The organism is Streptomyces sp. NPDC030165 (genome assembly GCF_055573595.1).
Window position 1 is genome coordinate 419,031 of the sequence record NZ_JBVIBD010000004.1, and the last position, 12,351, is coordinate 431,381.

The following is a 12,351-nucleotide window of genomic DNA, read 5'->3' on the forward strand; positions in this document are numbered from 1 at the left end:
GCCGATATTGCCGACAGATCAGAAGTTCGCTCTGGTACTCAGAGTGCTGACCGGTGAACTGACCGCGGCGGAGGCCGCGCGCAACGCCGGTGTATCCGAGCAGTCCGTATCGAACTGGCGCCGACAGTTTATTGAGGGAGCCCGTGTCGGACTCGCCGGCGAAGGCGGCCGGGACACCGGTAATGCCTCACGCGTGGACGAGCTGACTCAAGAAATCGCCACGCTGAAAGCCACGATCGGCGAACTCTACATAGAACTCCGGAAGTCCGGCCGCAGTACGGTCGGCCGCTCCCCGATGCGCGGGGGGAGGCCCACCCGCACACAAGACTCAACTAACCCATTATTTTACCCCGGCACCGCGTGCTAGCTTTCCCGGCATCAGTCAATTCGATCCACGGGGGAGGGAATGTGGCGTCTTTGGAGCGCCAGTTCGGTATAGGTATTGCCGGACTGGCCGGCGCGAGCCTGCTGACCGGCGCGGTGACGCGATGGACGGGCAGGCGTGCACGAGCGCGTCGCTACATGCTGCACGAAAGACCCGACGGAAGCCTCGTGGAGGTCGACGTCAGTATTCCTCCCCGGACCCGGCGCGTCGTCCTGCTCGACAACGGCCTGGGTACGCCCCACGAATACTGGGACTGGGTCTGCGGCGCGCTTCCCCCGGACATGGGGTACGTGAAGTTCAACCGCCCCGGGTACGGCCTCAGCACATCGGCGACGGACTACGGTCTGGAGCGTCACTTCGCGCTGTTGCAGGAATTGCGCGAGACGTATGCCGCAGGCCTTCCGCTGGTGCTGGCCGGCCATTCCCTGGGCGGTTACCTCGCCGCCGCCTACGCGTCGCTGCACCCCGGCGCGGCGGACGGCGTGACCGCGGTGGTCATGATCGACGCCACCGACGTGGCCCACCTGCGCAGTTCGCGGCGTTCCGACGTCGACCGCTGGTCCCGGCAGTCGATGGTCATGGAGCGGGTGTACGCGATGGCGGGCGTCGCGGCCTTCCGTCCCGCCCTGAACAAGTACGAGACCTACCGACCGGACATCAACCGCAGCTCCAAGGCGTTCCTGGCGGAGCCCCGTACCTGGGCCCTGGCCCACCGGGACTACCGCGACGCGATGACGTACCCGGAACTGACCGCCCTGGACTGCCCGCTGACCGTGGTCACGGCGGAGAACAACCACGGGGACAACGACGCGCACCGCGACGTCCAGGCGAGGATGACCACCCTCTCGAAGCGGTCCCGGCACCGCTTCGTCGACGGCGCCGACCACGAGACGATCCTCTCCGTCCAGCCGTACGCCGAGCAGGTGGCGGCGGCGATCGCCGCCGAACCGCCCACCGGGCAGGGCGGTTCACCGGACCCGCAGTCCGCCGGGGGGCGCCCGGCCGCCGGCATCACCGCGATCCGGGAGAGGAGCTGACGTCAGCGTGAAGGTGAACACCGAACGCGTGAAGACAGCGGCCGTCACGGCCTCGCTCGCCGGGTGGCTCGTCGCGACGGCCGCGGCGCAGCTGCCCGAGACGCGCTTCGACAACATCCTGTGGTGCGGGAAGCTGCGGATACCGACGCCGAACTGGCGCTTCTTCGGGCCGAATCCCGGCGTCAAGGACTGTCACCTGCTCTACCGGGACGTCACGGACGGCAAGCCCGGCGAGTGGAAGGAGATCACGGTCACCCGCGACCGGCCCTGGTACGCGCTTGCCTGGAACGCGCGGAACCGGTCCCCCAAGGCCCTGTTCGACGCGATCCAGGGCATTCGTGCCCGCGCGGCGGCGGCCGGTTCGGACACGGCGCCCGTGGTGTGGTCACCCGGCTACCGGCTGCTTTCCCGTTACATCCAGCAGCACCTGCCGCACACCGAAGGCGCCTCGCACAGTCAGTTCCTGCTGATGCACTCGTACCTCACCGCCCCGGATCACCGGCAGATCGAGCCGTTCTTCGTGTCCGAGGACATTCCGCTGCCGACAGCGGACGTTTCCCGTCCGGAGTCTCTTCCGGCAGCCGCCTAGCTCGGGGGTCCTCTCGGCTGGAAGCCGCGAACTCACTCGGCGCACCGGTGCCGCGTGAGTCCGTGCCCTCCCGCCGAATGGCTGGAGTGCTCACTGTGAGAATCCGATAGGAAGAAGAAAAACATGTCCATGCTGGCTGATTTCGCCAACGCCGAGCTGGCCGACGTGAAGCCGGGCCGTATCGGTGCCGACTCCACCCCGACCATGGTCACCCCGCTCGCCACCATCGCGACCCCGGAGGCCACGCCGGTCGGTTTCGCGGCGACCTCGGCGACCGCGGTGGCGCTCGACAAGGTCACCCACAACGCCGCCGGCTGATTTTCGCCGGGCGGGGCACGGTAGGCCGTACGCCTACCGTGCCCCTGCCCTTGTCAGCCGCCGTACTCACATCGATTCGCAGTACATCGATCCGCAGGGAGCACCCATTCATGTTTCTCAGCGCTCCACCCGAGGTCACGGCTCGCCGAGTGGCTTCGCTGGGTACGCTGGTCTCCGCACTGGAAATGCTGAGCCAGCACCGTAAGTTCGAGGACGGCGAGCTGCTGAGCGGCCAGCTGGAGAGCATGCGCCCCAAGTTCGCCAAGCGATTCCCCCGGCTGACCCGCGCCCTCAGCTCCAAGAAGGCAGCGGTCGCCCTGTACGGGATCCAGGCGGGTGCTTCCGCCGCCACACTGATCTGGGGCCACAAGCGCGGGGTACGCGCGGCGGGCAGCGCCGTACTGGCGGCGACGGGCGCGGCCGGCCGGATGCACACCCCCTTCGGAGGGGACGGCGCCGACCAGCTCCAGCAAGTGATCAACGTCGTGCTCGCCTCGACCGGCACCTTCAAGGACGACGAGAAGGCCCGTGACGTGGCCATGCGCGCCCTGGCCCTGGAGACGACCATCTCCTACGTCGCCTCCGGCGTGGTCAAACTGGTCTCCCCGCTGTGGCTCAGCGGGGAGGCGTTCAGCGGAGTCATCCGTACGCAGAACTACGGGGACCAGCGTGTCTTCAAGCTCGTGCACAAGTACCCGACGGTCGGCAAGGCCGTCACCTGGGGCACGGTCGCGGCGGAGGTCGCCTTCCCGCTGGTCTTCGTGCTGCCGAAGCCCGCGGCGAAGGCCTGGCTCGGCTCGATGACGCTCTTCCACCTGGGCATCGGCCAGTTCATGGGCCTCAACCGCTTCGTGCTGGCCTTCGGCGCCACCCACCCGGCGCTCCTGTACGTCTTCGCCCAGAGCGGCAAGCCCGGACTGCCGCCCGGGAAGACGCCCGCGGCGCTCACCCCCGCGACCGGCTGACCCGCGGCGTCACCCGCGAACGCTTCGCATCATCGGCCCCTCCGGACCGTGACACGACGACGGGCGGCACCCCTGTGCCGGGGTGCCGCCCGTTCGCGTGCGGAAAAGAACCGCGAGACTCAGTGGTGGGCGCCGCCCTGCGCCTCCAGGCGCTTGAAGGACGCCTCGATCTCGGCCTCGGCCTCGGAGCGGCCGACCCAGTTCGCGCCCTCGACCGACTTGCCCGGCTCCAGGTCCTTGTAGACCTCGAAGAAGTGCTGGATCTCCAGGCGGTCGAACTCCGACACGTGGTGGATGTCACGCAGGTGCTCCACGCGCGGGTCGGACGCCGGGACGCACAGCAGCTTGTCGTCGCCGCCGGCCTCGTCGGTCATCCGGAACATGCCGATGGCGCGGCACTTGATCAGGCATCCGGGGAACGTCGGCTCGTCCAGGATGACCAGCGCGTCCAGCGGGTCACCGTCCTCGCCGAGGGTGTTCTCGACGAAGCCGTAGTCGGCCGGGTAGCTGGTCGAGGTGAAGAGTCGACGGTCCAGACGGATCCGTCCGGTCTCGTGGTCCACCTCGTACTTGTTCCGCGAACCCTTCGGGATCTCGATGGTGACGTCGAACTCCACGGGTGGCTCCTCCATGATCAACACATACGTCTGGTGATTAAGTGTCCCCCACGCAGGTGTGTGGTGGCGAAAGGGGCTGGTCCTAAGTGCCGGAGACCAGGTCGTGGCAGGTCAGGTGGCAGGCCGCGCGGCGGTTGGCGCAACGTTTTGCCCGGACGGCGACGGGCTCGGCGCGGTCGGCGGGGTCCGCCGCCGTGTCCATGACCCGTTCGGCGGCCGGCTCGGCGCGTACGGCCTACCGGTCCGCCACGGATTCCGCCCGTACCGCCTGGTGGTCCGCCTCCAAGCAGCAGCGGCAGACCGTACGGCTGACGGCAAGCTCCACCGTCCTGGGCCTGCTGGTCGCGGCCGGAGCGGTGGTGGCGGCCGGTCCGTGGGACTCCGGCCAGCGTACGGCCGAGCGCGCCCGCGCCGCGGCGCCCGGCGGCACGCGTGGCGAGCATCACGCCCCCGACGACGCCGCCCGCAGGCCCAGCGCGCCCCCCGTCCTGGCCGCACTCGGAACGCCCGCGGGCAACACCGCACCCCCACCCAGCACCGAGGGCCTGAGGAACGCCCTCACCCCCCTCCTGAACGACCCGGCACTCGGCTCACTGCGCACCGCCTCCGTCGTCGACGCAGTCACCGGCCGCGAACTCTTCGGCGCCGGATCCGGACGCAACGCCACCCCCGCCTCGACGGTCAAGCTGGCCATCGCCACCGCCGCGCTCTCCGCACTCGGCCCCGAGCACCGCATCGAGACCACCGTCGTGGAGGACGCGGGCGGCGGCCTCGTCCTGGTCGGTGGCGGCGACCCCACCCTCACCGCCCGCGCCCCGGAACAGGACGCCCGGGACCACCCCGCCAGCCTGCGCGCACTGGCCGACGACACGGCCGCCGCACTCAAGGCGCGCGGCACCGGCACCATCCGCCTCGGCTACGACACCTCGGCCTACACGGGCCCCGTCCTCCACCCCATAAGCCCCAACGAGAACATCGCCCCCGTAACCCCCCTCATGGCAGACGAGGGCCGCCTCGACGGCACCAGCGCCGGCCCGGCCCCCCGCGACACCGACCCGGCGGCGACCGCGGCCCGCACCTTCACCAAGCTGCTCGCCGACCGCGGCATCACGGTCGAGGGCACGCCCGCCAAGACCACCGCCCCTGCCAAGGCCCGCCGCCTCGCCACCACCCGCTCCCTGCCGCTCTCCGGCCTCGTCGAGCGGATGCTGACCCACAGCGACAACGACATCGCCGAGGCCCTGGCCCGCCAGACGGCCCTGGCCACCGGTGAACCGGCCAGTTTCGAGGGAGCGGGCCGGGCCGTACAGAAGACCCTGGCGCACCTGAAACTCCCGCTGGCCGGTGCCGTCTTCGAGGACGGCAGCGGCCTGGACCGCGACGACAAGGTTTCGGCGGCCCTGCTCTCGCGCCTGCTCGTCCTGGCCACCTCGGCCGACCACCCCGAATTCCGCCCCGTCACCACCGGCCTGCCGGTCGCCGGCTTCACCGGCACCCTCAGCGGCCGTTACGCGGACGAAAAGGCCGGCGCAGGCACCGTACGGGCCAAGACCGGCACCCTCACCGGCGTGAACACCCTGGCCGGCACGGTCGTCGACACCGACGGCCGCCTCCTCCTCTTCGCCTTCATGACCAACACCACCACCGACCCTCAAGCAGCCCAACAGGCCCTCGACCGCATGGCATCCACGGTGGCCAACTGCGGCTGCCGCTAAAAGCAGCCCAGCAGCCCAGCAGCACCGCACCACTCACACCAGCACCCCACCCACCTTCCTTCCCACCCTTCCCACGGAGGGGGGCGGGCCGGAGCGGCCTGCCGCGCAGGCCCGCCCCCGAACCTCGACAGCCCCGCGCAGCGGCCACAGCCCGCCGCAGGCGCGAACGACGCCGCAGCTGAAGGCGAACCGGCACCGAAGAACCGGCCCAGCCCGCCGCAGGCACCGGTAACCGGGAAACCGCGCCCGAAGGGCGCCGCGCTACCCCCAGCGGATGCGCCCACGTACCGTGAACCCATGACGAGCATCGGTGGTGTGGAGATGGTCGACTGGAATCTCGCGGTAGCGACCGCGACCCGGTTCGTACGGCCGGGACCAGAGGTGAGCCGCGACGAGGCGCGGGCGATCGTCGCCGAGCTGCGGCGGCACGCGAAGTCCTCCGAGGAGCACGTGCGCGCGTTCACCCGCATGGTGCAGCCGGAGACGGAGGGCGGGCCGGGCGCGGAGCAGGCCCAGGACACGCCGGTCCTGGTCGTGGACCGGCCGGGCTGGATCAGGGCGAACGTGGCCGGCTTCCGGGCGGTGCTCAAGCCGCTGCTGCAGAAGATGGAGGAGCGCCGTTCCTCCGTACCGGGCGGCGCGGTGCTGGGCGCCGTGGGCGGCAAGGTGACCGGCGTGGAGCTGGGGATGCTGCTGTCGTTCCTGGCCTCGCGGGTCCTCGGGCAGTACGAGACGTTCGCGCCGGCGGGCCGTGACCTGCCGGCGGGGTCGCAGGGCGGGCGGCTGCTGCTCGTCGCGCCGAACATCGTGCACGTCGAGCGGGAGCTGGAGGTGGACCCGCACGACTTCCGGATGTGGGTCTGCCTGCACGAAGAGACCCACCGTACGCAGTTCACGGCCGTGCCCTGGCTGCGCGACCACATCGAGGGCGAGATCCAGTCGTTCCTCGGCGAGACCGAGATCGACCCGGGCACGCTGCTGGAGCGGCTGCGCGAGGCCGTCCAGTCGCTGGCCGGCGGCCGGCCGGAGGGCGAGGAGGGCGACGACGGGGGCCGCAGCTTCGTGGACCTGGTCCAGACCCCGGCACAGCGGGAGATCCTGGCCCGGCTGACCGCCGTGATGTCGCTCCTGGAGGGGCATGCCGATTATGTGATGGACGGTGTCGGCCCGGACGTGGTGCCGTCCGTCGCGGAGATCCGCGAGAAGTTCCAGAAGCGGCGGGCCAGCGGAGCGGGCCGCCTCGACCAGGCGCTGCGCAAGCTGCTGGGACTGGACGCGAAGCTGCGCCAGTACCGGGACGGTGAGCGGTTCGTCCGGGCGGTGGTGGACGAGGTCGGCATGGACGGCTTCAACCGCGTGTGGACGTCGCCGAACACGCTGCCGACCAAACAGGAGATCGCCAAACCGGCGGACTGGGTCGCGCGGGTGCACCGCTAGGGGGCGGAGCCCGGCGGGGCGAATGCCGTGAGCCGGGCGCACCGCGAGGCAGGTGAACGCTCCCCTCAATCACTCTTCTGAGGGACCGTGACCGCAAGATAGGCGTGCAATGCTCGGGGAACTGCTCGTCTCTGTCACCATCTAGGCACTCTGTGTGACGAAAAAAGCCGTAGACGGCCCGAGGCCCCCCAGCTGACGATTGGAAACGGACATGGGTCCCCATCCAGCGGTCGCCGCGATACGCGTGGCGGTCCGCCGCGTACTTCACGACGTACTGAACCACCACACCTCGCACTCCCCGGCCCCCGCCTCCCCCGCGCAGCAGCCGGTCACCGCGGGCCCCGCGCGGCCCGCCGGGGCGCCGCTGCCCTCCGCCGCGGCGGACACGCCCCCTCTGGTACTCGTCGCGTGCTCCGGCGGCGCCGACTCCATGGCTCTCGCCTCCGCACTGGCCTTCGAGGCGCCCCGGCTGGGCGTACGGGCCGGCGGCATCACCGTCGACCACGGCCTGCAGGACGGCTCCGACCTCCGCGCCGCCGAGGTCGCCCTGCGGATGCGCTCCCTCGGCCTGGACCCGGTCGACGCGGTGGCCGTCGAGGTGGGCCGCGCGGGCGGGCCCGAGGCAGCCGCCCGCGACGCCCGCTACGCCGCGCTGGACGCCGCCGCCGAACGGCTCGGCGCCGCCGCCGTCCTCCTCGGCCACACCCGCGACGACCAGGCAGAGACGGTCCTGCTGGGGCTCGCCCGCGGCTCCGGCACCCGCTCGCTGTCCGGTATGGCGGCGAAGACCGGCCGCGGCGGCCGCTACCGCCGCCCGTTCCTGGAGGTCGACCGGCAGACCGCCCGTAAGGCGTGTCTGATCCAGTCGCTGCCCGTCTGGGACGACCCGCACAACGCCGACCCCCTCTACACGCGCTCCCGGCTGCGCCACGAGGGCCTGCCCGCGCTGGAGAAGGCGCTCGGCAAGGGCGTCGTGGAGGCCCTGGCCCGTACGGCGCAGCTGTCCCGGGACGACGCCGACGCCCTGGACTCCTGGGCCGCCGACGCCGAGCGCACGGTCCTGGACGAGCGCGGCACCCTCGACGTCACCCAGCTGTACGCGCTGCCCGCGGCCGTCCGCCGCCGGGTGCTGCGCCGGGCCGCCATCGCGGCGGGCGCTCCGGCCGGTTCGCTCTTCGCCCGCCACATCGAGGAGGTGGACCGGCTGATCACCGGCTGGCGGGGCCAGGGGACCGTCAACCTCCCCGGGCGGGTGGGTGTGCGACGGCAGGGTGGCAGACTGGTGATCCGGCAGGGCTGAGCCGCAGGACACCGAAGGGCACCGCCCCGCTTCACGAGTCTCACGACACCGAACCGAGCGAGAGTGGCACGGGTGGACGACAAGGACATGGGTTCCGACCTTCAGTCGGTGCTCATCAGCAAGGAAGAGATCGACGCGAAGCTGGCGGAGCTGGCGGCGAAGATCGACGCGGAGTACGCGGGCAAGGACCTGCTCATCGTCGGCGTCCTCAAGGGCGCCGTGATGGTCATGGCGGACCTGGCGCGCGCGCTGTCCACCCCCGTCACGATGGACTGGATGGCCGTGTCGTCGTACGGCGCGGGCACCCAGTCCTCCGGAGTGGTGCGCATCCTCAAGGACCTCGACACCGACATCAAGGGCAAGCACGTCCTGATCGTCGAGGACATCATCGACTCCGGCCTGACGCTGTCCTGGCTGCTGTCGAACCTCGGCTCACGCGAGCCCGCCAGCCTGGAGGTCTGCACGCTGCTGCGCAAGCCCGACGCGGCGAAGGTCGCCATCGACGTGAAGTGGATCGGCTTCGACATCCCCAACGAGTTCGTCGTCGGCTACGGCCTGGACTTCGCGGAGAAGTACCGCAACCTGCCGTTCGTGGGCACGCTCGCGCCGCACGTCTACGGCGGCTGAGCGGCGCCGGCCCGTCCGGCCGCCGTCATGCGCGGCCGGGGCCCGGACCGACCGGTGCCCGGCGGCGGGAACCCCGTGGGGTCGCCCGCCGTTGGAGCAGGGAGAACGGCATCCGAAGCTGCATTGTTAACCGTGGGCGGCGTCGTCGGGTGACAATGCTGGGGTACCGTCCGAAGGTCAGTCTTTTTTCGGGCCAGTAATACACCGTACGCACGACCAGCCCTCCACAGGGCTGTTGTGCCTCACTGTGGCAGGAGGGACGGGGCTCAAAGAGCTCCGTATGGATGGACGTGAAGCGATACTTCCGTGGGCCGGTCATGTGGATCGTGCTGGCCGTCCTCGCCGTGGTCGTGTTGATGCAGGTCGTCGGCTCGTCCGGCGGCTACAAGACGGTGGACACCGGTCAGGTCGTCAAGGCGATCACTGACAACAAGGTGAAATCCGCCGAGCTGACGACCGGCGACGAGAACAAGATCAAGGTCGAGCTGTCGGGCGACAACAAGGTCGACGGCTCCAACAAGCTCCAGGCGAGCTACATCGGCGACCAGGGCGTCGATCTGGCCAAGACTCTGCAGGCCAGGTACCAGACCGGCGAGATCAAGGACGGTTACACCGTCTCCCCGTCGAAGCAGAACCCGTTCGTCAGCATGCTGGTGACGCTGCTTCCCTTCATCCTCATCCCGGTCGTCTTCCTGTTCCTGCTGAACCAGACGCAGGGCGGCGGCTCCCGGGTGATGAACTTCGGGAAGTCCAAGGCCAAGCTGATCACCAAGGACACGCCGAAGACGACGTTCTCGGACGTCGCGGGGTCGGACGAGGCCGTCGAGGAGCTCCAGGAGATCAAGGAGTTCCTCCAGGAGCCGTCGAAGTTCCAGGCGGTCGGCGCCAAGATTCCCAAGGGTGTGCTGCTGTACGGCCCGCCGGGTACGGGCAAGACGCTGCTCGCGCGCGCCGTCGCCGGCGAGGCGGGCGTCCCGTTCTACTCGATCTCCGGTTCCGACTTCGTCGAGATGTTCGTCGGTGTCGGTGCCTCCCGGGTCCGTGACCTGTTCGAGCAGGCCAAGGCGAACGCCCCGGCGATCGTCTTCGTCGACGAGATCGACGCCGTCGGCCGGCACCGCGGCGCGGGCCTCGGCGGCGGCCACGACGAGCGCGAGCAGACGCTGAACCAGCTTCTCGTCGAGATGGACGGCTTCGACGTCAAGGGCGGCGTCATCCTGATCGCCGCCACGAACCGCCCGGACATCCTGGACCCGGCGCTGCTGCGCCCCGGCCGCTTCGACCGGCAGATCGCCGTCGACCGCCCGGACATGCAGGGCCGCCTGGAGATCCTCAAGGTCCATCAGAAGGGCAAGCCGGTCGCGCCGGACGTCGACCTGTCGGCCGTCGCCAAGCGCACCCCCGGCTTCACCGGTGCCGACCTGTCGAACGTGCTGAACGAGGCCGCCCTGCTGACGGCCCGCAGTGACGCCAAGCTGATCGACAACAAGTTCCTGGACGAGGCGATCGACCGCGTGGTGGCCGGGCCGCAGAAGCGGACCCGCATCATGTCCGAGAAGGAGAAGAAGATCACCGCGTACCACGAGGGCGGACACGCCCTGGTCGCGGCCGCTTCCCCGAACTCGGACCCGGTCCACAAGATCACGATCTTGTCCCGCGGCCGGGCCCTGGGCTACACGATGGTCCTGCCGGACGAGGACAAGTACTCGACCACGCGCAACGAGATGCTCGACCAGCTGGCGTACATGCTCGGTGGCCGCGCGGCCGAGGAGCTGGTCTTCCACGACCCGACCACGGGTGCCGCGAACGACATCGAGAAGGCCACCGCGACGGCCCGTGCCATGGTCACCCAGTACGGCATGACCGAACGGCTCGGCGCGATCAAGTTCGGCTCCGACAACTCCGAGCCGTTCCTCGGCCGTGAGATGGGCCACCAGCGCGACTACTCCGAAGAGGTCGCCGCGCTGGTCGACGAAGAGGTCAAGAAGCTCATCGAGACCGCGCACAACGAGGCGTGGGAGATCCTGGTCGAGAACCGCGACGTGCTCGACAACCTGGTTCTGCAGCTCCTGGAGAAGGAGACGCTGAACAAGGAAGAGGTCGCCGAGGTCTTCAAGCACATCGTCAAGCGCCCGGCCCGCCCGGCGTGGACCGGTTCCTCGCGGCGTACGCCGTCGACCCGCCCGCCCGTGCTGTCGCCGAAGGAGCTGGCGCCGGCCAACGGCTCCGCCCCCTCGGCCTCCTCGCCGGCCGTCTCGACGGACAAGACCGAGGCTCCCGAGGACCAGAACCCCGAGGTCTGACCGCTCGACCGAGCGGGGCGACCGGGTTCGCCCGGAAGCGCACCGGGCCCGTACGGAAGATTCCGTACGGGCCCGGTTTTCTTCGTCAGTGGCCCGTTACGCCGGATTCGTTACGGGGTCCTCAGCGGTCCCGGAATGAATGTGGCGCCTCACGGGTTCTAGCCTGGACGTGTGGTACTCCGCGTGTGGAGCGGGCGCAACAGGAACGAGGCACGAGATGACCGATCCGGTGACGCTGGACGGCGACGGCAAGATCGGCGAGTTCGACGAGAAGCGAGCCGAGAACGCCGTACGTGAGCTGCTGATCGCCGTCGGCGAGGACCCGGACCGCGAGGGCCTCCTGGAGACGCCGGCACGGGTGGCGCGGGCGTACAAGGAAATCCTGGCCGGACTGCGCCAGGAGCCCGAGGACGTCCTGACGACCACCTTCGACCTCGGCCACGACGAGATGGTGCTGGTCAAGGACATCGAGATCGTCTCGCTGTGCGAGCACCACCTGCTGCCCTTCCACGGTGTGGCGCACGTCGGCTACATCCCGGCCGACAGCGGCAAGATCACCGGGCTGTCCAAGCTGGCCCGGCTGGTCGAGGTCTTCGCCCGCCGTCCGCAGGTGCAGGAACGCCTCACCACGCAGATCGCGGACTCCCTGATGCGCATCCTGGAGGCCCGCGGCGCCATCGTGGTGATCGAGGCCGAGCACATGTGCATGTCGGTGCGCGGCATACGCAAGCCGGGCGCCAAGACGACCACCTCGGCCGTACGCGGCCAGCTGCGGGACTCCACGACCCGCGCCGAGGCGATGAGCCTGATACTGGCGCGCTGACCGACGGCAGCCATTGTGGAGCGGCCGTGAGGCGGCTCTGAGACGGTTCTGGGCGGCTCTGACGGCTCTGAGACGGGCTTACGGGCGCGCTGGCCGGCGGCCCACGTCGCTCCGGCGCTCCGGGGCGTTTCCATGGCGCGACACGACGCGGGGGGGGGGGGGGGGGGGGGGGGGGGGGGGGGGGGGCGGGAAGGGGGGGGGGGGGGGGGGGGGGGGGGGGGGTGGGGGGGGGTGT

The 12,351-nt window shown here is 70.3% G+C and carries 12 protein-coding genes; 11 read left to right on the forward strand and 1 reads right to left on the reverse strand.

Features of this window, described 5'->3' with window-relative positions; translation table 11 throughout:
- Positions 1-43 precede the first annotated feature (43 nt).
- The 5 genes from ACZ4Z1_RS10840 to ACZ4Z1_RS10860 all read left to right on the forward strand — a co-directional run bounded on the left by ACZ4Z1_RS10840 (position 44) and on the right by ACZ4Z1_RS10860 (position 3,294).
- Positions 44-367 (forward strand): transposase, encoded by a 324-nt coding sequence (locus tag ACZ4Z1_RS10840; RefSeq protein ID WP_468486317.1) that lies wholly within the window; start codon positions 44-46, stop codon positions 365-367.
- 185 nt (positions 368-552) lie between these two features.
- The gene (locus ACZ4Z1_RS10845) at positions 553-1,422 is read left to right on the forward strand and encodes an alpha/beta fold hydrolase (protein WP_468486224.1); all 870 of its coding nucleotides are present in this window, start codon (positions 553-555) and stop codon (positions 1,420-1,422) included.
- 7 nt (positions 1,423-1,429) lie between these two features.
- On the forward strand, positions 1,430-2,011 hold the full coding sequence (locus tag ACZ4Z1_RS10850) for a hypothetical protein (RefSeq protein ID WP_468486225.1): 582 nt from the start codon (positions 1,430-1,432) through the stop codon (positions 2,009-2,011).
- 123 nt (positions 2,012-2,134) lie between these two features.
- Positions 2,135-2,329: a linaridin family RiPP gene (locus tag ACZ4Z1_RS10855; protein WP_468486226.1), complete on the forward strand. Its 195-nt coding sequence runs from the start codon at positions 2,135-2,137 to the stop codon at positions 2,327-2,329.
- 110 nt (positions 2,330-2,439) lie between these two features.
- Positions 2,440-3,294, forward strand: a complete 855-nt coding sequence (locus ACZ4Z1_RS10860; protein ID WP_468486227.1) for a hypothetical protein — start codon at positions 2,440-2,442, stop codon at positions 3,292-3,294.
- A 119-nt stretch (positions 3,295-3,413) separates the two neighbouring features.
- Here the strand turns inward: ACZ4Z1_RS10860 and ACZ4Z1_RS10865 are convergent, their stop codons facing one another.
- Positions 3,414-3,911: an inorganic diphosphatase gene (locus tag ACZ4Z1_RS10865; RefSeq protein WP_468486318.1), complete on the reverse strand. Its 498-nt coding sequence runs from the start codon at positions 3,909-3,911 to the stop codon at positions 3,414-3,416.
- Positions 3,912-4,111: 200 nt separating this feature from the next.
- Here ACZ4Z1_RS10865 and dacB point away from each other — a divergent pair, with 200 nt between their 5' ends.
- The 6 genes from dacB to folE all read left to right on the forward strand — a co-directional run bounded on the left by dacB (position 4,112) and on the right by folE (position 12,116).
- Complete coding sequence (dacB, locus tag ACZ4Z1_RS10870; RefSeq protein ID WP_468486319.1) at positions 4,112-5,626, forward strand: D-alanyl-D-alanine carboxypeptidase/D-alanyl-D-alanine endopeptidase; 1,515 nt, start codon at positions 4,112-4,114, stop codon at positions 5,624-5,626.
- Between the two features lie 297 nt (positions 5,627-5,923).
- Positions 5,924-7,063, forward strand: coding sequence for a zinc-dependent metalloprotease (locus ACZ4Z1_RS10875; RefSeq protein WP_468486228.1), 1,140 nt, complete (start codon positions 5,924-5,926; stop codon positions 7,061-7,063).
- A gap of 211 nt (positions 7,064-7,274) precedes the next feature.
- Positions 7,275-8,363 carry a tRNA lysidine(34) synthetase TilS gene (tilS, locus tag ACZ4Z1_RS10880; protein ID WP_468486229.1) on the forward strand — a complete coding sequence of 363 codons (1,089 nt, stop codon included), beginning with the start codon at positions 7,275-7,277 and terminating at the stop codon, positions 8,361-8,363.
- An 87-nt stretch (positions 8,364-8,450) separates the two neighbouring features.
- A complete protein-coding gene (gene hpt / locus ACZ4Z1_RS10885; RefSeq protein ID WP_030077134.1) occupies positions 8,451-8,990 on the forward strand; it encodes a hypoxanthine phosphoribosyltransferase in 540 nt (179 codons plus the stop codon).
- 284 nt (positions 8,991-9,274) lie between these two features.
- A complete protein-coding gene (ftsH, locus tag ACZ4Z1_RS10890) occupies positions 9,275-11,293 on the forward strand; it encodes an ATP-dependent zinc metalloprotease FtsH (protein WP_468486230.1) in 2,019 nt (672 codons plus the stop codon).
- A gap of 217 nt (positions 11,294-11,510) precedes the next feature.
- On the forward strand, positions 11,511-12,116 hold the full coding sequence (gene folE, locus ACZ4Z1_RS10895) for a GTP cyclohydrolase I FolE (RefSeq protein ID WP_365837924.1): 606 nt from the start codon (positions 11,511-11,513) through the stop codon (positions 12,114-12,116).
- Positions 12,117-12,351: the final 235 nt, after the last annotated feature.